The organism is Planktotalea sp., assembly GCF_965659345.1.
In the GTDB taxonomy this organism is placed as follows: domain Bacteria; phylum Pseudomonadota; class Alphaproteobacteria; order Rhodobacterales; family Rhodobacteraceae; genus Planktotalea.
The window spans coordinates 88466-113188 of the sequence record NZ_CBFHVK010000014.1 but is presented as its reverse complement, the minus strand read 5'-3'; the positions used below and the strand labels follow the sequence as shown (position 1 = coordinate 113188).

General features: G+C 54.0%; 22 protein-coding genes. 10 read left to right on the top strand and 12 right to left on the bottom strand.

All coding sequences use genetic code 11. The annotated features are described in order from the left end of the window. Positions 1-90: 90 nt before the first annotated feature. Positions 91-1341 (bottom strand): urate hydroxylase PuuD, encoded by a 1251-nt coding sequence (locus ACTG3Z_RS12835; protein ID WP_439143458.1) that lies wholly within the window; start codon positions 1339-1341, stop codon positions 91-93. Between the two features lie 95 nt (positions 1342-1436). On the opposite strand from ACTG3Z_RS12835, the gene ACTG3Z_RS12830 reads away from it, so the two are divergent. The 5 genes from ACTG3Z_RS12830 (at position 1437) to ACTG3Z_RS12810 (ending at position 9282) form a co-directional block, all read left to right on the top strand. Further along, a complete protein-coding gene (locus tag ACTG3Z_RS12830; RefSeq protein WP_439143457.1) occupies positions 1437-2342 on the top strand; it encodes a LysR family transcriptional regulator in 906 nt (301 codons plus the stop codon). Between the two features lie 528 nt (positions 2343-2870). After that, positions 2871-4583 carry a sensor histidine kinase gene (locus tag ACTG3Z_RS12825; RefSeq protein ID WP_439143456.1) on the top strand — a complete coding sequence of 571 codons (1713 nt, stop codon included), beginning with the start codon at positions 2871-2873 and terminating at the stop codon, positions 4581-4583. Continuing rightward, entirely contained in the window at positions 4580-5917 is a 1338-nt protein-coding gene (locus ACTG3Z_RS12820; RefSeq protein ID WP_439143455.1) for a sigma-54-dependent transcriptional regulator, read from the top strand. The genes ACTG3Z_RS12825 and ACTG3Z_RS12820 overlap by 4 nt, the downstream gene beginning before the upstream one ends. A gap of 126 nt (positions 5918-6043) precedes the next feature. Next, on the top strand, positions 6044-7036 hold the full coding sequence (locus ACTG3Z_RS12815) for a TAXI family TRAP transporter solute-binding subunit (RefSeq protein ID WP_439143454.1): 993 nt from the start codon (positions 6044-6046) through the stop codon (positions 7034-7036). A 65-nt stretch (positions 7037-7101) separates the two neighbouring features. Then, on the top strand, positions 7102-9282 hold the full coding sequence (locus ACTG3Z_RS12810) for a TRAP transporter permease (protein WP_439143453.1): 2181 nt from the start codon (positions 7102-7104) through the stop codon (positions 9280-9282). A 264-nt stretch (positions 9283-9546) separates the two neighbouring features. Here ACTG3Z_RS12810 and uraH read toward each other — a convergent pair whose 3' ends face one another. After that, on the bottom strand, positions 9547-9900 hold the full coding sequence (uraH, locus tag ACTG3Z_RS12805) for a hydroxyisourate hydrolase (protein WP_439143452.1): 354 nt from the start codon (positions 9898-9900) through the stop codon (positions 9547-9549). Between the two features lie 145 nt (positions 9901-10045). On the opposite strand from uraH, the gene puuE reads away from it, so the two are divergent. The 4 genes from puuE (at position 10046) to ACTG3Z_RS12785 (ending at position 13707) form a co-directional block, all read left to right on the top strand. Beyond that, positions 10046-11443 carry an allantoinase PuuE gene (puuE, locus tag ACTG3Z_RS12800; RefSeq protein WP_439143451.1) on the top strand — a complete coding sequence of 466 codons (1398 nt, stop codon included), beginning with the start codon at positions 10046-10048 and terminating at the stop codon, positions 11441-11443. Next, the gene (locus tag ACTG3Z_RS12795) at positions 11440-11934 is read left to right on the top strand and encodes an ureidoglycolate lyase (protein WP_439143450.1); all 495 of its coding nucleotides are present in this window, start codon (positions 11440-11442) and stop codon (positions 11932-11934) included. Before puuE ends, ACTG3Z_RS12795 begins: the two co-directional genes overlap by 4 nt. Before the next feature lie 48 nt (positions 11935-11982). Then, on the top strand, positions 11983-13311 hold the full coding sequence (locus tag ACTG3Z_RS12790; protein WP_439143449.1) for a uracil-xanthine permease family protein: 1329 nt from the start codon (positions 11983-11985) through the stop codon (positions 13309-13311). A 96-nt stretch (positions 13312-13407) separates the two neighbouring features. Continuing rightward, positions 13408-13707, top strand: coding sequence for a DUF1801 domain-containing protein (locus tag ACTG3Z_RS12785; RefSeq protein ID WP_439143448.1), 300 nt, complete (start codon positions 13408-13410; stop codon positions 13705-13707). Here the strand turns inward: ACTG3Z_RS12785 and bhcD are convergent. From bhcD to bhcA, 4 genes are all read right to left on the bottom strand, one after another. Then, the gene (gene bhcD, locus ACTG3Z_RS12780; RefSeq protein WP_439143447.1) at positions 13704-14669 is read right to left on the bottom strand and encodes an iminosuccinate reductase BhcD; all 966 of its coding nucleotides are present in this window, start codon (positions 14667-14669) and stop codon (positions 13704-13706) included. The genes ACTG3Z_RS12785 and bhcD overlap by 4 nt on opposite strands. A gap of 84 nt (positions 14670-14753) precedes the next feature. Next, entirely contained in the window at positions 14754-15914 is a 1161-nt protein-coding gene (gene bhcC / locus ACTG3Z_RS12775) for a 3-hydroxy-D-aspartate aldolase BhcC (RefSeq protein WP_439143446.1), read from the bottom strand. 11 nt (positions 15915-15925) lie between these two features. Beyond that, positions 15926-16879, bottom strand: a complete 954-nt coding sequence (bhcB, locus tag ACTG3Z_RS12770; protein ID WP_439143445.1) for a beta-hydroxyaspartate dehydratase BhcB — start codon at positions 16877-16879, stop codon at positions 15926-15928. 9 nt (positions 16880-16888) lie between these two features. Continuing rightward, positions 16889-18055 (bottom strand): L-aspartate--glyoxylate aminotransferase BhcA, encoded by a 1167-nt coding sequence (gene bhcA / locus ACTG3Z_RS12765; protein WP_439143444.1) that lies wholly within the window; start codon positions 18053-18055, stop codon positions 16889-16891. Between the two features lie 175 nt (positions 18056-18230). On the opposite strand from bhcA, the gene bhcR reads away from it, so the two are divergent. After that, positions 18231-19070 (top strand): HTH-type transcriptional regulator BhcR, encoded by an 840-nt coding sequence (gene bhcR, locus ACTG3Z_RS12760; protein ID WP_439143443.1) that lies wholly within the window; start codon positions 18231-18233, stop codon positions 19068-19070. Positions 19071-19173: 103 nt separating this feature from the next. Here the strand turns inward: bhcR and ACTG3Z_RS12755 are convergent, their stop codons facing one another. The 6 genes from ACTG3Z_RS12755 to ACTG3Z_RS12730 form a co-directional block, all read right to left on the bottom strand. After that, complete coding sequence (locus ACTG3Z_RS12755) at positions 19174-19380, bottom strand: cold-shock protein (RefSeq protein WP_072631473.1); 207 nt, start codon at positions 19378-19380, stop codon at positions 19174-19176. Between the two features lie 208 nt (positions 19381-19588). Further along, positions 19589-20413, bottom strand: a complete 825-nt coding sequence (locus ACTG3Z_RS12750; RefSeq protein ID WP_439143442.1) for a bifunctional allantoicase/(S)-ureidoglycine aminohydrolase — start codon at positions 20411-20413, stop codon at positions 19589-19591. A 106-nt stretch (positions 20414-20519) separates the two neighbouring features. After that, positions 20520-21851 carry a CoA transferase gene (locus tag ACTG3Z_RS12745; RefSeq protein ID WP_439143441.1) on the bottom strand — a complete coding sequence of 444 codons (1332 nt, stop codon included), beginning with the start codon at positions 21849-21851 and terminating at the stop codon, positions 20520-20522. Next, a complete protein-coding gene (locus tag ACTG3Z_RS12740) occupies positions 21844-22611 on the bottom strand; it encodes a LamB/YcsF family protein (RefSeq protein WP_439143440.1) in 768 nt (255 codons plus the stop codon). The genes ACTG3Z_RS12745 and ACTG3Z_RS12740 overlap by 8 nt, the downstream gene beginning before the upstream one ends. Then, complete coding sequence (locus ACTG3Z_RS12735; RefSeq protein WP_439143439.1) at positions 22608-23612, bottom strand: biotin-dependent carboxyltransferase family protein; 1005 nt, start codon at positions 23610-23612, stop codon at positions 22608-22610. The genes ACTG3Z_RS12740 and ACTG3Z_RS12735 overlap by 4 nt, the downstream gene beginning before the upstream one ends. Then, positions 23609-24337 carry a 5-oxoprolinase subunit B family protein gene (locus ACTG3Z_RS12730; RefSeq protein WP_439143438.1) on the bottom strand — a complete coding sequence of 243 codons (729 nt, stop codon included), beginning with the start codon at positions 24335-24337 and terminating at the stop codon, positions 23609-23611. The genes ACTG3Z_RS12735 and ACTG3Z_RS12730 overlap by 4 nt, the downstream gene beginning before the upstream one ends. Between the last annotated feature and the right edge of the window lie 386 nt (positions 24338-24723).

Below are 24723 nucleotides of genomic sequence, written 5' to 3'. Positions count from 1 at the left end.
GTACCGTGGCTGTAGGCTAAATCCGTCTGGGGTAAGGGGGAGATCGGCCTCAGACCGATTTGTGCAACAAAGCCCATTAAGTAGCAAAAATTACCTTTGGGCTTCGGCCACTTTCCCGGCACCCCGAAACCACCGCACAATCTTCACGCGGTCCTCTTCAGGAAGTTCGGTGATATTGGCAGGCGGCATGGCATGCGAAACACCCGCTTGCAGATAAATTTCACGCGCCCCGCGCGCAATATCGTAGCGGGTCTCTAAGAACACACCCTTTGGGGCCCAGCGAATGCCGTCCCAACTCGGCTCACGCGCATGACACATCGAGCAGCGCCCAAGTACGATGTTTTCCACTTCTTCATAGCCAGCTGAAGCCACCAACATTTCTTGATACGCAGACAACGGCTGTGCGTCAGCCACATCGTAGTCCTCACCCCATGTGTTCGCTGTTGAAAGCCAAGCAATGATGATCATCAAAATCACCGTCACCGCCCAAGTCCAGCTCGGACCCTTGCCGGTGGAATGCAACGTATTGAAGTAATGGCGTATCGTGACACCCGTTAAGAAAATCAACGATGCAATGATCCAGGAATACTCTGTTCCAAACGCCAAAGGATAATGGTTTGAGAGCATCAAAAAGATAACTGGCAGCGTGAGGTAATTGTTATGCGTGCTGCGCAGCTTGGCGATCTTGCCGTACTTCGCATCCGGCGTGCGCCCTGCTTTCAGATCAGCCACAACAATGCGCTGATTGGGCATGATAATGAAAAACACATTCGCTGTCATAATCGTGGCCGTGAACGCGCCCAAATGCAAAAGCGCCGCGCGCCCTGTGAACACTTCGCTATAACCCCAAGCCATGACCACAAGGATCACAAACAAAAGCACCATCAGCAAAGTCGGCGTCTCACCCAATTGCGATTTGCACATGAAATCATAAGCAATCCAACCAATCGTCAAAGAGCCCGCAGAAATCACAATTGCCATAAATACAGACAAATCGGCTTTAGCTGGATCAATCAGAAACAGCTCCGCCCCCGCCCAATAGACAATCATCAACAAAGCGGCACCAGACACCCATGTAATATAGCTCTGCCATTTGTGCCAAATCAGATGCTCGGGCATATTCTCAGGGGCAACAAGGTACTTCTGGATGTGGTAAAAACCACCCCCATGCACCTGCCATTCCTCTCCAAACACACCCTCAGGTGCACTCGGTGCTTTGCGCAAACCAAGGTCCAATGCGATGAAAAAGAAAGACGCGCCAATCCACGCCATAGCCGTGACTACATGAAGCCAACGGACCGCGAAAGCGATCCAATCCCAGAGTATTGCAAAATCATACATTGATGCTGTCTCCCTTCGTTGAGCACAGACTATCCACTTGCCTATTTTTCCGCTATAATTGGCATTCTACAAAGAGTGTCAAAAATAGCCAAACAATGTCTTACTTCGATAACCTTCGTACGTTCGTGCGCATTTACGAACTTGGTAGCATGTCTGCCGCCGCGCGCGATCAACGTATTTCACCTGCTGTCACCTCCGCACGCATCTCGCAACTCGAAAGCCATCTTGGCGTGCGATTATTTCAACGCACCACGCGCTCGCTGACCCCGACAGAGCAAGGCACGATCTTTTACGGCGGTGCCTGCGCGGTTCTCGAGGCGGTTGAAGTTGCAGAAGCGGGCGTTGGCGATGCCACAGAAAATCCGCGCGGCACGTTGCATATCGCAGCACCACTTGGCGTGGGTCGCCGGCTGATTGCGCCGCATGTCCCAGAATTTGCAAAGGACTTTCCGCTCATCGATGTCCGCCTGCGCATGAGCGATCGCAAGATTGATCTCACCGCAGAGGGCCTCGACATCGCGTTCTTCTTGGGGCGCCCGGAAGATTCCAACCTACGCATCCGCAAGATCGCCGATTGCGAGCGCGTCTTGTGTGCCGCCCCCTCCTACATCGCTAAGCATGGTCATCCCCAAAGCGGGACGGACATCGACCGCGGCCAACACAACTGCCTCAACCTACGCTTCCCCGGTGCTACAGAATTCCAATGGGAACTCTCTACCTCCGATGGCCCCCGCAAATTCGACGTCCAAGGACGGTTTGAGTGTGACGACAGCGATGTTCTTACCGATTGGGCGCTACAAGGTGCCGGTATCGCCCTGCGCCCCGTGTTTGAGATCGCGGATTACCTCGCCTCTGGCGCTTTGGTTGTTGTGGCTGCTGAGACCCCGCCCCTGCCCGTGCAAATGGCCTGCTTGTATACGCATCGTCGCCACCAAGACCCGAAAGCACGCTTGTTCATGGAGTTTATGATCGAGCGGATGGAGGGAGCGGTTAAGGGATGAGTTGCGTTAGAATTGTTGCGAAAGGCAGCTATGAGCCCATATCGGAAGTGTCAGAATTGTGCTGCGCGCCTTCGCAGCACAGAAATTGCTGCAAAAGCCCGAATTCCTACGCTGCCTCGCGGTGAGCAAAGCGGTCACGCATGCCCTCCGCAGGGGTAACTTGATCGCATCTGAGCAGTTACGGGCAAAGATGACAATCGACGCGCTGCCCGTGGTGCTAGAAACACCAAGACATCCCAACGGTGACGGTACTTTTGAGAGCCGGGTCAGATTAAATCGCAAAACCCAGACGAGTTCTGCCAAATTCAAAGGGGTCAATCACAATTGATTAGTCTTTACCCGGCTTTTCGGCTTCTCTAGATACTGCTTCTCGACCGTTCGCGTAGAAATGCGTCTCAATCATTGAGATGCGAATTGCGATACTCCCTTCTTGGCCTGCAGATTTCCGCAGGCTTATTGTAAGGGTCCGCAGCAAAACCATTTACTGCTTGTCAGAAACATCTATTCCTTCAATGCGAGGAGGACGTGATGCCCCAAAGTACTGAGAACTTTCTTCCACGAAGAATGCGGCGTGGCGTTCTGGGTGTGCTGATCTTGACAGTGGCTTTGGCGACGCTGCTCGTTTTTATGGTCTCACAACGCTATTTTGAGCGCGTCGAGGCGCAAACCGCAGCGAACCGCAGCGTTCTATACTTGCGCTCAGTGAATGAGATGTTTCGCCAGCATCAGCACCTGCCATTTGTCATTGCGAGTGATCCCCGCAACTCCACTGCCTTGGGCAAACCCGAGGAAGAACCCTTCACGAGTGCGCGCCTTAAGGAAATCACCCAGCAAGCTAAACTAGAGGCGATCTACTTGATGGATGCGAAAGGGCTTGTCGTTGCAAGTTCTAATGCAGGTGAGCCACAGAGTTTTTTAGGCCAAAACTATGGGTTTCGACCCTACTTTCAGAACGCACTGAAAGGACAACGCAGCGATTATTTCGCGATTGGCGCCACGTCAGGACGCCCCGGCTATTTCGTGGCTGAGCCTGTCATGGTGAACGGGGATGCCCCACAAGGGGTCATGGCCATAAAGATTGATGTCAGCGGATTGCAGCGCTTTTGGGAAAGCAACAGCGAAACTGTTGTCGCTGTAGACGAGAACAACATTGTGGTTCTGGCCTCAGACCCTTCATGGCTCTATCGGCCGATCGGCATCTTGGACACAGACGTGCGCCAGCGCATTATGAACAGCCGTCAGTTCGGGGTAGAGACGCTTGCCCCCTTGCCTTGGGAGGCAAAGCCAGCGGGGGGCGCCTTGGTGGATGGCCGCGCATATCTGGCTAACGCAGTTCAAAGTGACTGGCGCGAATGGACGGTGTATTACTTACATCCCCAAAGCCTGATCTTGCGCCAAACTCTGATCGTCACCGCCCTGTTTGGCAGCGCTATCGCCATGCTTGTGGGGTTTGCCACCTTTCTGCGGTCGCGCCGCATCGCACTGGCCTATCAGGTTTCGGAGAGTCAACGGAATGCGTTGGTGGCCACCAATCATCAACTCGAAGCGGCTCAGACCGAGCTGGCGCGCAGTTCCAAAATGGCGGCCTTGGGAAACATTGCGGCCTCTGTCACCCATGAGCTTGGACAACCCATCAGTGCCTTCAAGAACCATCTGGCAGCCGCCGAGATCGGGAATGAAATCACTTCTCCTGCGACGGCTCTAAATCTGAACAAACTTGTGAACCGCATGGAAACGATCATACAGCAGTTCAAGTTTTTCGTGCGCGGGCGGCAAGAAGACAAACGAGCCGTGCGGCTCTGTGTTGTCATGCACGAGGCCATAGCTCTTCTGAACGATGATCTGAGACGCGAAAACATCCTGTTGGAATGCCCTGACATCAGCCCTGAAATCAGTCTCTATGCAAATCAGGTGCAATTGGAACAAGTTTTCATCAATCTGATGAAAAACGCCATCCAAGCCGTCGCGCAGACGCTCGACCCAACCATCAGCGTGACCCTTTGTGAAGCGGGTGATCAGGTTGAAATCCGCATCTTGGACAATGGACCCGGGCTTGGCGGAGCAAACCTGTCAGACCTTCAAGAGCCGTTCTTTAGCACCAAGCCCTCGGGCGTTGGCATGGGGCTTGGCCTCGCCATTGCAACACAGATTATTCACGACCACGGGGGAACTTTGCGGCTTGGCAGCGTCGATCAAGGTGCTGAGTTTATCGTTACCCTGCCACGGATGGCGCCCACATGAAACCAGCACAGATTTTGGTGATCGACGACGACCAAGAGATGCGCACCTCGCTTGGACATCTCTTGCAAAGCGCAGGCTATGAGACGCATTTGGTCAAAAGCGCTGCGGAAGGGTTGGCAGCGCTTCAAACACATGCGCCGGACGTGATCCTGAGTGATGTGCAGATGCCTGAAATGAACGGTCTCGCTTTTCAGAAAAAGGTGCGCGAAGTCAGCCATGTGCCAGTGGTGCTGATTTCAGCTCATGGTGACATTCCGATGGCAGTGAACGCATTGCAGGACGGGGCCTACAGCTTTGTGGAAAAGCCTTTCGAACCCCGACGGCTTCTGGGTATTCTCAAGAACGCCATCCGCATGAAACGACTGATTGATGACACGAATGCGCTCCAGAACCGTTTGGCTGAGCTCACGGACCTTGAACGCGTACTAATCGGCAAAAGTGATCAGATCATCTCGGTGCGAGACCAGATATTTGATTTTGCCCTGAGCCGCGCACACGTGATTATTCTGGGCGAGACGGGGACCGGCAAAGATACCGTGGCACGTGCCCTGCATGATATCGGGGGTAAACCCACAGCGCCGTTCATTCCAGTGAACTGCGCAACCATCCCGCCGGAGCGGTTTGAAGAAACCGTTTATGGCACCCTTGAGGGTACGGGCGGGCTGATGGCCGCGGCAGATGGCGGCACCTTGTTTCTGGATGAGCTGGATTCAATGCCCGCAGAGACCCAAGCAAAGTTTCTAAGGGCTATTGAAACCAAAACATATCAACGCGTTGGCGATGCGGAAATGCGATCCGTCGACCTGCGCGTGATCAGTGCAGCCTCGCCGCAAATCGAACAGCAAGTCGCGGATGCGACCTTTCGTGAAGACCTGATGTTTCGCCTCAATACGCTGGTTATTGAGCTGCCCAATCTGGCGCATCGCGGTGATGATATTTTGTTGCTGTTCCGTCATTACCTTACCCATTTTGCCCAACTCTATGAGCTGTCATCTCCGCACCTGACCAACGATGATGTCTCAGCGTTGATGTCACATCCGTGGCCCGGAAATGTGCGCGAAATGCAAAGCGTCGCAGAGCGGCGCGTGTTGGCCGAGCGGCGCGGTGGCGGCTCTGTGCGCCAAGCTATCGCACGTCAAACCACAGCGCGATCTTTCCCCGGCACCCTGCGTGAGGCAGTCGCGGCGTTTGAGCGGGAATTGATCAGCCAAGCCATCCGCCAAGAAGCCGGGCGTATGGATGACGCAGCCGCGTCCTTAGGGATAGGGCGGCGCACATTGAACGAGAAAGTGGTGAAACTTGCCCTCGACAAAGATGCACTGTTGAAGCGTTAAATCCACTCTGCGGAAATCCGCAGAGTCTTTTTTGAACACCCTGCGTTTTCCTTCATATGACTGATTTCTTGCATCCCTCATGAATACCCTCAGCCAAGCTGGCATAAAGATTCTGGGAGGATCATCATGAAATTTTTTAAAGCGCTCACGCTGAGCGCCACACTCGTCGCGTCAGGTGCCGCCTTTGCGGAAGGCACCGACTATGTTCTGAGCACTGCGTCCACAGGTGGTACATACCACCCAGTTGGCACAGCGATCTCAACCTTGTCCAAGGTCAAATTGCTGCCGAAGCAAAAGTTCTCGCTCACGGCTGTGAATTCCGCAGGTTCTGGCGCGAACGTGCAGGCCTTGTCAGCGGGCACAGCTGACTTTGCTATTTTGCAGGGTCTCTTCGGATCTTATGCCGTAACAGGCACAGGCCCCGTCAGCGAGCCTCAGGAGAACCTGCGCTCTGTTACGATGCTGTGGCAGAACGTTGAGCAATTCGTCATGGCCGCTGACAAAGCTGCCACTGGCACCGTTGAAGATTTGATGTCTGTCAAAGGTGAATCTGTTGGCATGGGGCGTCAGAACTCTGGCACCATCGGGTCCAACAAGGTGTTGCTGTCCGGTCTTGGTCTGACACTGGAAGACTTTACACTGGTTGATGCAGGTTATGGCCCCACAGCGGACGCGATGGCAAACGGCCAAGCTGTTGCCGCCGGTATCCCATCGGGCCCCCCAACAGGTGCGATCACTAAGCTGATGGCCTCAAGCGAGGGCAAGTTCACCATTCTTGACGTAACCGAAGAGCAGGCCGCAGCCATGGACGGCGGGCGCAACCTGTGGGTGCCTTACACAATCACCGCTGGCACATACCCCGGTCAGGACAAGGACGTGAACACCATCGCACAGCCGAACTTTCTGGCCGTAAACGCCAGCGTCGACGAAGAGCATGTCTATCTGCTGACCAAGACCATGTATGAAAACCTGCCCTTCCTGCAAGCCATCCACCCCGCGACCAAAGCGATGGCAGTTGAGGCCGCAATGGCTGGCCTGCCAGCGCCCCTGCACCCAGGTGCTGCGCGCTACTACACCGAAGTTGGTTTGGATATCCCTGCGAACCTGATCGCAGAATAAGCCAAAAGAAGTAGAAAAGGGGCGTCGGATTTGGCGTCCCTTTTCTGTGTTCAATGGGGGGCGACATGGCCAAAGATCACGAGTTTCAAATCGATCCGCGCAGCAGCTTGCTGCAAGTGCCGCAAGGTCCGTTTGGTGTGCACTATATCGTAGCGGCTTTTGCCTTGGTTTTCGCCCTGTGGCATGTCGCCACCAACGTTTTCCTAAATGAACCCGGTCTTTGGCAAAACGCCATTCACTTTGCAGGCTTTGGCTTTCTGGCCGCCGTGACGATCAGCCCTTGGGGCAGCAAAGCCAATCAAACTTGGGCTTGGATCGCGGACTTTACATATGGCTTATTGATCGCCGCCGCGGCCCTCTGGGTGGCAAGCGCTGAATCAGGGCTGTATGAGCGCTCGCTTGCTGTGACAGGTCAGGGTTGGCAGTTTGGCGCGATCGATTGGGCCGCAGGTCTGCTATTGATCTTTGCCGCGATTGATCTGTCGCGGCGCGTATCCGGTTGGGTGATCCCTATCCTCGTGATCACATCGCTTTGCTACATTCTCTTTCTGGGGTCATGGTTGCCCGGCGTCTTCCGCTCGGCCAGCCTGCCCGTTGACGACGTCTTGTTCCGCACGCTTTATAACGACGAAGCGCTGTTTGGCATCTTGACCACCATTTCTGTGACGAACATTACCCTGTTCATGGTCTTTGGTGGTTTTCTGGTGGTTTCGGGCGCAAGCAATTTTGTGATCGAGCTGTCCAAGATCATCGCAGGCCGCATCAAAGGAGGGGCAGCTTTCGTGGCGGTGCTGTCTTCTGCTCTCACAGGCACGATCTCTGGCTCGGCCATCGCCAACACAGCATCCACGGGCGTGATCACCATCCCGTTGATGAAATCAAACGGGTTCCGCCCGCAGTTTGCCGGCGGGGTCGAGGCGGCATCCTCCACCGGGGGACAATTGATGCCGCCTATCATGGGGGCAGGGGCTTTCGTGATGGCGAGCTATACCTCTATCCCCTACGGCACGATTGTTGCTGTATCGGTCGTGCCTGCGATCCTCTATTTCCTGTCGGTTGCCGCAATCGTGCGCATCGAGGCTGTCAAATACGATGCGGGAGCAGAGATCGACCTGACCGTAGATAAAGGTAAGCTCTTGTCGGGAGGTCTGGTTTTCATTCTGCCGCTGATGGTGATGATCTGGATGCTGCTATCCGGCGTGACTCCGTCTTTTGCCGCGTGCTGGGCGATCCTTGCGCTGGTGGTGACGTCATGGGCCACCAGCCTGCTGGCGCGCATGACCAAGAACGGAATGTTCAAACCTGTCAACATGGGCCCCTCGCGGATTGCCGAGGCGCTGATCAGCGGCATCCGTTCCGCGATCATGACCGCGATCCTGCTGGCCGCGATTGGGATCATGAACAACGCCATCGTCACCAGTGGCGTGGGCAACGGTTTCTCGCTCATGATTGCGCAATGGTCGCAAGGCTCGCTTGCGCTGGCGATTGTGCTAATCGCGATTGCATCTTTGGTGTTGGGCATGGGGCTGCCTGTGACGGCCGCCTATATCATCCTCGCGATCCTCACCGCACCCGCACTGGCCGGCTTGATGGCAGATGGCGTGATCGTAGAACAGCTTGTTCAGGGAATTTCCGATCCTTCACAATCCGCGCTGTTCTTCCTTGTGGATCACCCTTTAGCCATGCAAGTCTCTGAGGGTATGAGCAAAGCGGAAGCTTGGTCGCTGATCCGCGCCATCCCGTTTGAGGTCGCTGTCACGATCCGCCCCGTCATGGTGGACCCGGCGTTGCAGAACACTTTCCTGCTGACCGCCCACTTGATCATCTTCTGGCTGAGCCAGGACTCAAACGTGACCCCGCCCGTTTGTCTGGCTGCCTTTGTGGCTGCTGGCATTGCGGGGTCGCGTCCTATGAAGACAGGTTTTGAGAGCTGGAAGATCGCCAAAGGCCTTTACATCGTGCCACTGCTTTTTGCCTATACACCACTCATCTCAGGTGACTTGATCGAGGTCCTGCAAATCGGGTTTTTCGCGCTCTTTGGCATCTATGCCACCAACGCGCTGATCCAATGGTATGCCGAAGGCCCCATCGGGTGGGTCACGGCCCCTTTGCTGGTTCTCGGTGCAATGGGGGCCTATTGGCCGCTAGCGCTTCTGGCGAACTTGATGGGTGCGGCATTAATCTTGAGTGTAATCATATGGACATCGCGCGTTCAAAGGACCTCCGTTGTGCAAGTGGCCAACTGATGTGCAGGGTTGTCGGAAAACTACTATTTTTTGAAGGCAGCTTTGTCCTTATCATGCCAGTTTGATCTCTTCGCAGCGAAAGGACAGTCCGGGTCTGGTACTTGAAGGTGGATTTGAATAGCTGCTCTGGTGAAACTCGCGGCACCGCAAAAAACACGTCTCTGCGACTGCGAACAAATGCTGCGTCAGCAACATGCCCAAACGTCAATGTCTGCAAAGTCCCGCACTGCTGACCTTCAACTCACCATATCAAACGTCCCCCAATCAACTCCCCCGATACGTCGAATACCCAAAGGGTGAGAGCAGCAAAGGCACGTGGTAATGCGCCGCCTCGGACATGCCGAAGCGAATCGGGACAACGTCCAAGAAACGCGGGCTTTCGGGGGTAACGCCACAAGCGTCCAGATACCCACCGCAATGGAACACCAACTCATACGTGCCTAGCTCAAACTCACCCGCAGGCAAAATCTGCGCATCCGTGCGGCCATCGTCATTGGTGACAACGCTTTTCAGCTTCACACGCGTCTCGCCTTCAATGCGAAACAGGTCGATCTCTAGGCCCGCCGCAGGGCAACCGCGTGCCGTATCCAAAACATGTGTGGTCAAATATCCGGCCATCGCGCTCACTCCTGATTTGCTTGATTATGTCGCATCTTTCTCTATCACGGCGAAAGTTTGATCAATCCGATAGTGTATTCGGATTTTTTTGAAAAAATTTTCTAATGTTCTGGTTTATCACCCCAAAAGGCAGGAGAAAACCCCAATGACTCGTTACCCTCGTGATATGCATGGCTATGGCGCGACGCCGCCCGCAGCGAACTGGCCAAATGGTGCCAAGATCGCGGTGCAAATTGTGATGAATTACGAAGAAGGTGGCGAGAATAACATCCTTCATGGTGATGCCGCGTCAGAAGCATTCTTGTCCGAGATCGTCGGGGCCGCACAGTGGCCCGGTCAGCGTCACTGGAACATGGAATCAGTCTATGAATACGGCGCGCGCGCGGGATTTTGGCGCCTTCACCGTATGCTCGAAAAAACACCTATCACAGTTTACGGCGTCGCAACCGCGCTTGCCCGCGCGCCAACACAGGTCCGCGCGATGAAAGAGGCTGGCTGGGAAATCGCCAGCCATGGTCTCAAGTGGATCGAATACAAAGACGCAACGCCAGAAGTCGAAACAGCCGACTTGGAAGAGGCAATCCGCCTACACACAGAAGTCGTTGGCGAAGCTCCTGTCGGTCTCTATATCGGGCGCTGCTCTGACAACACCGTCCGCCTCGCAGCAGAGAATGGCGCGTTCAAGTACGTCGCAGATTCAATCGCAGATGATGTCCCCTACTGGATGGAATTTGGCGATCACGATCAACTTGTCGTCCCCTACACGATGGATGCCAACGACATGCGTTTTGCGACACCGCAAGGCTTCAACACAGGCGCGCATTTCTTTGAATATCTCAAAGCCAGCTTTGATGTGCTGTACGCAGAAGGCGGTCGCATGATGTCGATCGGCCTCCATTGCCGCCTCATGGGTCGCCCCGGTCGTGCGCAGGCTTTGCAAGATTTTCTTGCCTACGCAAATAGCCATGATGGCGTTTGGTTCGCCACACGCGAGCAGATCGCGGATCATTGGGCAGCGCAGAACCCGCATGTCCGTTATGAACGTCCCTCCGAGATGAGCCGCGAGACATTCGTCAGCAAGTATGGCTCCATTTTTGAGCATTCGCCATGGATCGCCGAAGGCGCGTTTGAGCTCGAACTCGGCCGCACCCACGACACGGCCATCGGCCTGCACAACGCGCTTTGCCGTATTTTCCGCTCCGCCAACGAAGAGCAACGCCTCGGCGTTCTCACCGCGCACCCCGATCTTGCAGGCAAACTCGCACAGGCCAATAGCCTCACAGCTGAAAGCACCGCAGAGCAAGCCGCCGCAGGTTTGGATTATCTAACGGACGAGGAAAAAGCGACGTTCACCAAACTGAATGAAGAGTACGTCAGCAAACACGGCTTCCCCTTTATCATTGCGGTACGCGATCATGACAAAGCCAGCATCCTCGACGCGTTCCATCGCCGCATCAACAACGACCGTGCCACTGAATTCGCAGAGGCCTGCAAACAGGTAGAGCGTATCGCCGACTTCCGCCTGATGGACATTCTGCCGTGAGCGTTGAAATCCAAATCCAACCCATCACCGCAGAAAACTTCGCCCCCTACGGTGATCTGATCGATTGCACCGGCGATTTTGACATGATCATCAATCTGGGTAAATGCGAGCGATACCATGACCGCGCGCAAATGGATTTTGGCACCGGCCGTGCCGGTCTGAGCCTGTTCAACGCCGAAATCCGCACGCTTCCATATGAATTCGATCTGGTCGAGCGTCACCCGCTAGGTTCCCAAGCGTTCATCCCGATGAGCAACGACGGCTTCCTCGTCATCGTCGCACCGGACGACAACGGAACCCCCGGCACGCCCATCGCATTCGAAACTCAAGCAGGCCAAGCCATCAACTTTCATAAAGGCACTTGGCATGGCGTTTTGACGCCTTTATCGGGCTCTGGTCAGTTCGCAGTTGTCGATAGAATTGGCGACGGCAACAACTTGGAAGAATTTCCGCTCTCAAACCCACATGTTGTGGTAAGGGACAAAACATGACCGACATAGAAGCGGTCGACACTCACAGCTATGAAGGGGAGAATACCAATGGCTGATACATCGATGGGCGCATATAGCGACCCGAATACCACTCCACCACTCGGCCAAGCCGTTCCACTGGGCGCGCAGCACGTTCTGGCGATGTTCGCCTCTAACGTCACGCCATCCATCATCGTTGCGGGCGCAGCTGGCCTTGCATTCGGTAGTGCTGAGCAAGTCTATCTCATCCAAATGGCTATGTTGTTCGCGGGTATCGCGACGCTATTCCAAACTGTTGGTGTTGGCCCAATCGGTGCGCGTCTGCCAATCATGCAGGGTACGAGCTTCGCATTCGTTGGTGTTCTCGCTGGCATCGCGGCAACGCAAGGTCTTGGCGTCGCTCTGACGGCCTGCATCATCGGTGGTGTTGTCCACTTCCTGCTTGGTTCTGTTATTCAGCACTTGCGTTTCTTGTTCCCACCGTTGGTCACTGGTCTCGTGATCCTCGCGATTGGTCTTTACCTTATTCCGGTAGCGATCAAATACGCAGCAGGCGGTGCAGCGACCTTCCAGATGGAAGCAGAGAGCTTTGGCTCCCTCAAGCACTGGTCCGTCGCCCTCACGGTGATCGTGGTCTCCCTGATCCTGAAGTTCTTCACCAAAGGCATTCTGTCCATGGCCGCAATCCTGATTGGTTTGCTCGCAGGTTATGCACTCGCATTCGCACTTGGGATGGTTAACTTCGGCGCTGTCGCAAATGCGAGCTGGATCACATCCATTCAGCCTCTGCCATACGGCTTTGAGTTCAACCTCGGCGCTGTCATCGCAGTCACCCTCGTTTCCATCGTATCTGCGATTGAAACCGTGGGCGATGCTTCCGCGACAACAAAAGCGGGCGCAAATCGTGAAGCCACAGACGAAGAAATCGCAGGCGCTACATATGCGGACGGTCTGGGCACAGCAGTTGCTGGCGTCTTCGGCGGCTTGCCAAACACATCCTTCAGCCAGAACGTCGGCATCATCGGCATGACAGGCGTTATGTCGCGTCACGTTGTGACCATTGCCGGTGCAATTATGGTTGTCTGTGGTCTGGTCCCAAAGATCGGCGCAGTCATCGCATCCATGCCTTTGCCAGTACTTGGCGGCGGTGTGATCGTTATGTTCGGCATGGTTGCGGCTGCTGGTCTTAACGTTCTCGCAGAAGAGAAGATGACACGTCGCACGATGATCATCATCGCGGTGAGCCTCGCATTTGGCTTGGGTCTGAACTTAGTCCCAACGGCTGTTCAATATCTGCCAGGCGTTGTGAAAACACTCGCAACATCCGCGGTTGCACCAACAGCTCTGATGGCGATTGTTCTGAACTTGGTTCTGCCAAAGGACATGGACGAAGCATAAGCTTCTCCTCACTCACAAACCTAGAAAAGGCGCTCCGATTTGGGGCGCCTTTTTGTTTTTTCAAACTGTAGACTACCTAAAACGAAAGGCCGCACCATGGATGATATCAAGGATGCCCTCGCCGTTCTCGTAGGTGACATAAACGCAGACATCCGCCTCGTTCCCAAGTACGGCGGCCACGTGATGTGTCCGAACGAGGGAGACGATAAAACCTTTGTCGGCGGCATTTTCACCTACAAAGATCACGTGTCTTTAGAGTTTTCCGACGGCGCATCTCTTGATGATCCAAATGGCGTGCTAGAGGGTAAAGGCAAACATCGCCGCCACCTCAAACTAAAAAGCGCCTCTGACATCACTGCCAAAGGCGCTCAATCGTTTCTCACTCAGGTGCTTTAGAAATCCACTTCAATCGCAACACCCTGCTCAACAGCCATACGCACAATTGCGGCCGACACTGCGAGATCCTGTAAACCTACCCCCGTGCCATCAAACAGCGTGATCTCTTCATCAGACGTACGCCCTTTGTGCGCGCCGTTAATCACCGCGCCAATTTGATGCACATCTGACTCTTGGATCAAGCCGGCCGCAATCGCATGCTGCGCCTCTCCAATAGAAATCGACTGTGCCACCTCGTCAGTAAAGACGGTAGCCTGCGCCAGCAGCGCCGCTTCGACCTCTTGCTTGCCTTTGGTGTCAGTTCCCATGCAAGCAATATGTGTGCCCGCACTGATATGCTCTGCCATAATCGTCGGCGCAAACGTGGAGGTAATAGAAATCACAACATCCGCCTCACCCAACCCTTCAAGCTCAACCGCTTCAAACGGGACACCCGCTTCTTGGGCAACTTTTTCGATATTCGGCAACATTTCAGGGTGGTAATTCCAACCAATCACCTTCTCGAACTCCCGCTGCTCCAGCGCGGCACGCAACTGGAACGTCGCTTGATGACCCGCACCCACCATGCCCATCACCTTTGCGTCTTTGCGCGCAAGATGCTTGATCGACACAGATGACGCAGCAGCCGTGCGAAGCGCCGTCAGATAGTTGCCGCCGACCATCGCAGCCACTTTGCCGGTGTCAGGGTCAAACAGAAAGACAGTGGATTGGTGATTGATGATCCCGCGCTTCTCGAGGTTACGGGGCCAATAGCCGCCAGCCTTTAGACCAAGCGTTCCGCCCACTCCATCAAAGCCACCCTTAAAACCATAAAGCGCATCTTCATGCCCAATAGCTTCACGAATGACGGGGAAGTTGTATGCATCGCCCGCTGCCATAGCCGCAAAAACTTTTTCAACCGCGTCAAACGACGCATCCCGCGTCAACAAGTCCGCAATCTCACGCTCCGGTACGATCCACATATGCGCTTCCTCTTTCTATAAATATCCTGGGGAGCGCGAGGGGCTAGCCCCTCGCACCAGTCGGATTGCTTTAGCAATTCGAAATCAATACGCCTTGCCGCGCGCAGACACTGGCCAAACAACTTCAACCTTGCCGCCGCGCACACCCACATACCAATCATGTACATTGCATGTCGGATCACAGTGACCTGGAACCAATTTCAGCTTGTCGTTGACTTTCAATACACCGTCCGGATCACCCACAACGCCATGCTCGTCAGAACACTTCATATACGTCACATCATCACGGCCGAAAATCGTGGGCAATCCACTGTCTACCGACTGCGCCTTCAGACCAGCATCCACAATCGCTTTGTCGGCTTTGGAATGGCTCATCACAGTTGTCAGAATGAACAACGCGTTCTCCCACTCGCCCTCATCAATGCGCTTGCCGTCCTTGTCCAGAATACGGCCATAGTCCGCATCCATAAACGCGTAGGATCCACACTGTAGCTCATTGAACGCACCGGAATTGCTCTCAAAATAATACGAACCCGTACCACCGCCGCCAACGATATCGCACTCAAGACCTTCGGCTTTCAAACCAGCCAAAGCGTCCTCTACCATGCCAATCGCAACACCTGTCTTGCTGGAGCGTTCTTCGTATGAATCAAGGTGCTGCATCGCGCCTTGATAGGCTTGAATGCCCGCAAACTTCAGCCCGTCAGCGGCATCAATCATCTTGGCAATCTTCACAACCGCTTCGGTCGTTGTCACGCCACAGCGACCTGCGCCACAATCAATCTCAACCAAAGCTTCGATTTGCGTGCCATGCTTTACAGCCGCGGCTGACAAGTTGGCGACATTCGCAGGATCATCCACACAGCACAAAACGCGCGCACCGTGCTTTGGCATACGTGCCAAACGATCAATCTTGGCCAGATCTGTCACTTGGTTCGATACCATCACGTCTTTGATGCCACCACGTGCGAATACTTCCGCTTCAGACACCTTCTGACAGCAAACACCACACGCGCCACCCAGACTTTCTTGCAGCTTCGCGACATCCACAGACTTGTGCATTTTGCCATGTACGCGGTGACGCATGCCGTGCGCTTTGGCATAATCACCCATCTTTTTGATGTTGCGCTCTAACGCATCCAGATCAAGAACAAGCGCAGGTGTTTGAATATCCGCCTCATCCATGCCCGGAATTGCCGGAACGTCATAGCCAACTTCGAGCGTGTCAAAATTGATATCTTTCATCGGAGCTCTCCTTAGTTCAGTGTCCATGGCAGTTTGTCGAGATCGACATTCCCACCCGTAATAATTATGCCAACCCGCTTGCCCGCGAACCGCTCTTTGTTCTTCAAAATTGTTGCCAGTGGCACAGCAGAACTGGCCTCCATCACAATTCTCAAATGCTTCCAAGTCAGCTTCATCGCATTGATGATCTCTTCTTCAGAGGCAGTTAGAATGTCCGTGACGTGGTTGCTGACAAAATGCCAAGTCCGTTCTTTCAGCGGCACCAACAAACCATCGGCAATCGTTTTAGGCGCATCATCAGCAATGATATACCCCGCCTTGAAACTGCGCATCGCATCATCTGCTTGCTCAGGTTCTGCCGCGATAATCTGAACCTCAGGCGCAAGGTGCGACAGGGTCAAACATGTTCCAGAGACCATCCCGCCACCACCGATTGGTGCCATCGCAATGTCCAAACCGTCGGTCTGCTCCATGAACTCTTTTGCGCAGGTCCCCTGCCCCGCGATCACGCGAGGGTCATTGTAGGGATGCACAAAATCACCGCCGCTCGCGGCTTGAACTTTGGCAAACGTCTCTTCGCGCGCGCTGGTGGATGGCTCACATTCTGTAATCACCCCACCATAACGACGCACAGTGTCTTTCTTGGCTTGCGGTGCCGTTTGCGGCATCACCACGTTACACGGAATTCCGCGCACCATCGCAGCGTAGCTCAAGCAAGACGCGTGGTTCCCAGAAGAATGCGTAGCGACCCCATTTGCGGCCTGCTCTTCACTCAACCCGAACACTGCATTGGTCGCACCACGCACTTTGAACGCACCGGGTTCTTGGAAGTTTTCGCACTTAAAGAAGAGCTTCGCACCCGTGAGGTCATTCAAATATTTCGACGTGCGCACAGGTGTGCGGTTGATATAGGGCTTGATCCGCTCATGCGCCTCAAGCATGTCTTGATATGTTGGTATGTACATCAGATCCCCTCACTTACCGTAACGATAAAATTCTTGTGCGGCGCCAACACCAGAGCCAAGCTTGATATCCAGACCCAAGTCTTTCATCACCATCTCAGCCGTTGCCAAACCCGACAGCATCATCGCATCCGTCAACATCCCAAGATGCCCGATCCGGAACACTTTGCCAGCCACGTCCCCAAGTCCGACACCAAACGCCATACCATACTGCTCATCTGCACGGGTCACGATATCGGTAGCGTTGAATCTTTCAGGGGTCCGAATGGCGCTAACGCTGTCAGAATAAAGCTCTGGCGCGTTCGCACACAGCTTCAGCCCCCAAGCATCGACTGCATGACGCACGCCCGTTGCGATACGGGTATGACGTGCAAAGACGTTCTCAAGCCCTTCCGCCTCAATCATCTCAATCGCGCATTTCAGACCATTCATCAAACCAACGGGTGGCGTGTATGGAAAGGCGTTCGCAGCGTAGCCCTTCTCCATATCGCGGATATCGAAGAACGTACGCGGCAACGTCGCTTGCTCAACCGCAGCGCGCGCCTTTTCAGAGAAACCCACAATCGCCAGACCGGCAGGCAACATAAATCCCTTTTGCGACCCTGTCACAGCAGCATCCACGCCCCATTCGTCCATGCGAAAGTCCATCGACCCGATCGAGGATACACCATCCACAAAGAACAAAGCCGGATGCGCCGCTGCATCGAGCGCTTTGCGAACGCCCGCGATATCGGACTTCACGCCCGTTGCCGTTTCATTGTGCGTGGCAAGAACCGCTTTGATCGTATGCGATGTATCTGCCTTCAAGATCGCCTCATATTCAGCGACAGGCAGTCCATCACCCCAAGCAACATCAACGATTTGCACATCAAGACCATGACGTTCACACATATCAATCCAGCGATGGCTGAACATCCCGTTACGCGCGACCAGTACTTTGTCGCCAGCGCTCAGTGTGTTGGTGATTGTCGTTTCCCAACCGCCCGTTCCAGTTGATGGGAAAATAAAAATATGAGCGCTTTCAGATTTCAGAACCCGACGAACGCCCTCAAGACAAGGATGTAGGATACCACCAAACACAGGCGAGCGATGGTCGAGCGTTGGCATATAGGTGGCAAGACGTATCTCCTCTGGCATATTCGTTGGACCGGGGATGAAAACTGGATTCTGAAAACTCACGGCGACACTCCTAAATTAGCTTGGCTAACTCATAAGGCTTGTGCCCTTATCTTGAAATTTTTTTGAAATCTTTTTTCATATGCGTGTTCTTTGAAAAAACTGTTTATTTACAAGATTTTGATTTTTTCATATTATGAATGCTATTTTCATAAAACTGAAAACAAGGGTCAAATCTATGCCAAAAACCATACCTAAACCCATCGAAGTAGATTCCCCTCGCCATCGTGGTCGCCCCCGTGCCTTCAATGAAAAGACAGAGCAGAATACGATCAAATCTCTCGATCGCGCGCTTGGCGTTCTCTCTGAACTTGCGCAAATCGAAACGGCAACGCTTAGTGAACTCGCCAGCACTTTGGATGAATCTCCTGCCACGCTATACCGCGTGCTCACCACCTTTGCGCTACATGGCATTGTGGAAATGGACGAAGCAAATCAAACATGGCACATCGGTCCTGAGGCCTATCAAATCGGCTCGACCTTTCTTCGCCGGACCAGCCTTATCGATGTCTCCCGACCCATTATGCGCCGTTTGATGGAAGAAACCGGTGAAACCGCTAACCTTGGCATCGAAAAAGACGGCGCCGTGTTGTTCGTCTCTCAGGTTGAAACCAACGCGCCCATCCGCGCCTTTTTTGCGCCTGGCACGTTGTCTGCGATGCATGCCTCTGGAATTGGCAAAGCCCTGCTCGCGCATTTGGATGAGAAACGGCTCAAACGTTTCGCTGCTCTCGGATTAGAAGTCTTTACTACCCATACGCTCGCAACCCCGGAAAGCCTCGCGGCGGATATGATAACCACCCGCGCGCGCGGCTATGCGCTGGATGATCAGGAAAAGAATCTGGGAATGCGCTGTATCGCAGCCCCCATTCACAATGCTCATGGTGAGGTGATCGCGGGCGTCTCCGTATCAGGTCCGACAACACGTGTGAGCACAGATCAAATCGAAACACTGGCAACCTCCGTCATGCGCGCGGCGCAAGACATTTCTTTCGCACTCGGCGCGGCCCGATCTTGAGAAATTTCAACAAACTATCAGGCCCGAAATAGAAAAAGGGCGCTTCGAAATGAAACGCCCTTCTCAATTCTAACTCTCAAACAGTTCCCGAAGGAACGCTGGCTTATGCCAGAGCGATGTTAACCGCTGCTTCACGACCGTCACGGCCTGGCTCGATGTCGAAAGTAACTTTCTGGTTGTCTGCAAGACCTGTAAGGCCGGAACGCTCAACTGCAGAGATGTGTACAAACACGTCTTTGCTGCCGCCGTCTGGTGCGATAAAGCCGAAGCCTTTTGTAGTATTAAACCATTTTACGGTGCCAGTAGCCATCGTAATTCTCCTAAATATACTGCCCACGGAATGCGGCAGGTCGGCTAGTCAGTGCAAGATCGAAGACTGGGCCGTTAGATAGGAGCAGTTGGGTCGATAGTGGTAACGTCGCCCTTGCCATATAGAACTCTCGCCCTTGAATTGCAAGGTATTTGAAAGCGAGGCCAATTAGCGTTCGGCAAAACGGCGCTTGCGCAACGCCTCTAAATCACAACCCAAGCTTTGCGTGCCGATTCACATCCTTGTAGAGTAAGTATCGAAACGGACCAGGCCCGCCCGCGTAACATGCTTGCGGGCAAAAGGCGCGCAGCCACATAAAATCACCCGGCCCCACTTCGACCCAATCAGCGTTCAGCTTATAGGCTGCCTTGCCTTCCAGCACATAAAGCCCGTGTTCCATCACATGGGTTTCCATAAAAGGAATCACATTTCCGGGCATCAGCGTCACAATCGTCACATGCATATCGTGACGCATATCGTTCGGGTCCACAAAGCGCGTCGTCGCCCAACCACCATCGGTATCCGGCATCACTGTCGGCGCAATATCATTCTCATTCGCGATTATCGGATCCGGCGCATCCAGACCGTCAACCGCCTGATACGCTTTGCGCAGCCAATGAAACCGCGCGACATTTGCGCTGTCATTCACCAATGTCCAATCAAGACCCGCAGGCAAATACGCATAACCGCCTTCGCCCAACACATGAGTTTCGCCTTTGAAACTCACGCTGATCTCGCCCTCTACAACAAACAAAACACCCTGTGCAGTTTTGTCGAGCTCGGCGCGTTGGCTTCCCCCACCAGCTTGCACTTCCATAATGTATTGCGAAAAGGTCTCTGCAAATCCCGTCATCGGACGCGCAATCACCCATAACCGCGTCTTTTCCCAAAACGGTAGAAAGCTCGTCACGATATCGCGCATCGTGCTCGCCGGCAGAAACGCATAGGCTTCTGTGAAAATCGCTTGGCTGGTCAGCATTTGCTCCTGTCCAGGATGTCCGCCGTGCGGTGCAAAATATGTGCGTTTTGTCATGATCTTATCCTGAAGCTGATTGCCCTAAACATGGCGCAGCAAGGCAAACGCGCCAAGCAATCGATTAAAGAAAGGAACCTTCTGATAAATTTGAAAATAAATCTGATTATTCACGCCAAACAGCCTCATGGCGTCGCAAAGGACCTGCAGCAATAGGCCACTCTGGCAATTTTCCATCGATGCGCAAAGGCGGATTCACGCGGTGTGCATCCCCCCAGCCCGTCGCTTCAACGCCATCGCTAAAATCAGCTGCGCTTTGCACGATCGCTCCCTCGCTCACAAACGCAAAAGGCTCTTTCATCAACAACAGCGCAGTCCGTGCGAGCGATACCTTAGCTGATTTCAAAACCCCTTCAGAACGTGCTTTCAAAGCCTCCAAAACACAGGCCGCCATCAAATATCCTGTTGCGTGATCTAGCGCTTGAACAGGCAACGGCACAGGTTTGCTCCCTCCACTCTCAGCCATCCCAGTAGCCGCAATCCCGCAACTCATCTGCACCAAACTATCAAACCCACGTCGGCCCACCCATGGCCCGCTCCACCCATAGGCATTCAAACTGACATCAATCATCTCAGGGTTCAGTGCGCGCCGCACCTCCGCCCCAAGACCTAACTGTTCCAAAGCATCCGCACGATACCCGTGCACAAAAACATCCGCCTCTTGCATCAGTTCTTTCAAACGCGCCAAGTCATCACTTTTTCGCAGATCCAACCCCGCGCAGCGTTTGCCCAAAGTGACTTCCATCTCAACGCTTGGCTCATTCCAAGACGGCGGATCAATGCGTAAAGCATTTGCCTCAAATCCAGCCAACAGCCTTGTCGCCACAGGCCCTGCCAACACACGCGTCAAATCGAGCACTTTCAGACCTTTGAGCGTCGCCGCACGCGGTGCACAGTCTCCGCAATCTTGCCAATGCACCAAAGGGTCGCGCGCCAGTGCCTGCCCTTGCGGGTGCGCACGCCATTCCTTGGCAGTCCTCATAAACGCCGCACACCCGTTCGCCGCAACAATCGCCTTTTCCAAGGCTTCACCATTCCAGTCCAAAACAGCTCCGGCAACCAAATCGCGATCAGCCGCAACCTTCAAAACAGACAAGGCCGCATCGCGGTGATGGCGTGCGTTGGTGTGCAACCTGATCCATCCATCTTTGCATTGATAATTCCCCGCAACCGCATCCCAGAGCGAACCTGCCTCCCAACCAATGGGTCGCAATGTCATATCAAACCAAAGCGCTGCGCGTCGTCGATCTACCGAAACCGGTTCGCCGACACCAAGCCGCGCCAAAGCAACGCCTGCCAATCCTATCGACGCTTCCGCTAAATCAGTCGTTCGGAAATATGACGGCAAATGCCCCACACCCGTGAGCCTATAGGGCGCGACGCGCTCACCAAAAACCCCGTCACACAGCTCGTTCCAAAATGGATTGGCCTCATCCATTAGCAAACGCTGTTATCTTGATCCCCGCCGCTTCTAACGCAGCCCTCACCGCGCGCGCGATCTCAACAGCTTCGGGCGTATCGCCGTGCATGCAAATCGTATCAATCCGTGTTGGAATGCGCTTTCCACTTTGCGCAATCATCGCACCGCTTTGCACCATATCGACCATGCGCGCAGCGGCGAGCTCGGCATCGTGAATAACCGCCCCTTCCAAGGAACGATCAACCAAAGTCGCATCATCATTATATGCGCGATCTGCAAAAATTTCCGCAGCGAACGCGCAACCCAATGCCTCAACCGCTTTTTGCTGCTCGGTTCCCGCTAGCACCATGATGATGATATCAGGATCAACATCCAAAGCCGCGCGATAACAGCCATGCGCCATCTCGTAATTCTCTGCACACATATTTGCCAAAGCGCCATGCAACTTCAAATGTCGCACATGCCCCCCTGCAACCTTTGCCATCGCCTGCGCAGCACCCAACTGATAACGCACCGCGTTCTCTAACTGTGCCCGTGGCAAATGCATGCGGTGCCGCCCAAACCCTCGCAAATCAGGAAATCCCGGATGCGCACCAATACCGACGTCTTTTTCAAACGCCAGCTTCATCGTACGCGCCATCACGTCAGGATCGCCCGCATGAAAACCGCATGCAATATTAGCAGAGGTCACAATATCCAAAAGCGCGCTGTCATTCCCAAGCGACCATGCCCCAAAGCTCTCGCCCATATCCGCATTTAAATCGACCGTTTTGCTCATTCGCTCTCTCCCGAAACCGCACCGCTGATAAGTTGGCACGACAATAAATCATTGATCTGTGCCGGATCGCGCAGAATTGCTTTGCACTGTTTGCCCAATGTGGCGCGCGCTTTTCGCTCTGCACGTTCGGCTGCAATGCCCTCTTCACGCGTGACAAATTTGAACTTCAGTTCGTCCCCCGCCACAACCTGCGCAATTCTTGGCAAATCACAGGGCAGCACCGCAGCAATCCTTGGATATCCCCCCGTCGTTTGACTGTCCGCAAGCAACGCAAACAACGCCCCCTGCCCCGGCACCTGTATATCACCGGGAATCACAGTTTCAGACAGGATCGATTGCCCGCCTTGCAATGCAAAATCCTCACTGCTTTCCAACGTAACCCCTTGACGATTGCCTTTGGACCCACGCGTAAAGACCGTTTCTTCAAACCGCGTTCGCACCTGCTCCGAGAAAAGCTCGGTATGCGCGGTTGCAACCACTCTTATTGCAGCACTGCTTTTGGGCCTGCTCGGCAAAGCCAATCCAATCCGGTCCGGCCGTGGGTCAGCGCCCATCTTCAGTGTTTGACCAACCTCAATAACCTGACCAAGCCCTGCCCCACGATGCGTACTCGCCGACCCTTGAAACTTCGGCGTTACAAACCCACCGCCAATCCCAAGGTAGCCATAAAGCCCAACGCGCGCCGCGCCGATTTCCAGCACTTGTCCTGCTTGAACAAAATGCACCGCATTATGAAGCAACGCAGTACCGTCCAAACGCACATCCATCACCGCCCCCGCAATCGCGATGCGCGCGTCGCTCAAAAACCTGAACGTGCCGCCAAATCCGGCTATCTCTAAAACAGCGGTATCGCTTTCACCCAGCAACGCCCAAACACTGCTCAGCGCAAATGTATCAGCGGCACCACCACGCGATAGCCCTAGCGCAAGTGTCCCGCTCCAGCCTGCATCTTGCACCGTGACCGCCGCCCCGATTCTTTCAACTTGGATCACAGGTGTCACGATACCACCTCCAAGCGTGCACCCACAAAACTGTCATCCCAAAGCGCATCAATCTCACTGCGCGCAGCACTTACAAACTGCACACGATCCCCCGCTTGAAACGCGAACGGCTCTGCTCGGTTCTGATCAAAGCACTGAAACGCACTCTGCCCGATATGACGCCAGCCTGTTGGGGTCTCATTGGCAAAGATGATCAATTGAGCAACCGCAACAACAAGCGCACGCGCAGGAACTCTTGGCGCAACACCGTCCATGCGCGCAATATTCCAATGCGACTCTAAATTGCCCAAATAGGGCTGACCCGGCGCAAATCCCAGCGTGAGCACTCGAACCTGCGTTGAGGTAATCTGCGCGACAGCCTGTGTTTCATTTACCCCGGCAAGCTGCGCTGCCTCAGAAAGTTGCGGGCCATCAAAACTGCAAGGAATTGTCCACAAGCGCGATTGCAGCATCGGCTCTGCAAACCAATCTCGCGCATGCACCTCTTCGGTCACGCTTTGGACGACCTGCTCGATTTCCGCATCCAAATCTAGCTTGAGATAAACAGCCGTTAATGACGGCGCGGCCTCTCGTATGCCAACCGGTGCGATATTTTCGATATGCTTATGAAATGCCAAGGCCGCAGCGTTTGCTGCATCACTCATCTGCTCCGCAAAGCGAACAAGCACACCGTCAACACCAACGAATATAATCTTCGGAACTCGGTTTGCGTGATCGCCGTTCATGTCGCTCATTTCATTGTTTGCACCAACCCATCATGGCACCCAAACAAGCGCAAGCATCAAGGAAATTTTACTCTGATTCGTGAATGCTGCTCCAACTCGCGCATATTTAGGATGAGCGCTAAAATATACGAAATTGAAATAACTTATGTTTTTCAGCAGGTTAAATAAAAACCTTAACTTCGACCTGAAACCAATGCAGGCTCAAAACATAGAATGTCTTGCCATAAACATGGTATTCGCGGCATAGATAGTCTTAATACAACGTATAAGAGATCAGAATCGGTCTCAGAGGCAGAACACACTACAGGAAAGCTTCGCCGCTTTGAACACAGCTATCACTGTGGAGCGCGCGGAATAAACAAGATCGAGCAAGGAAAAATCATGTC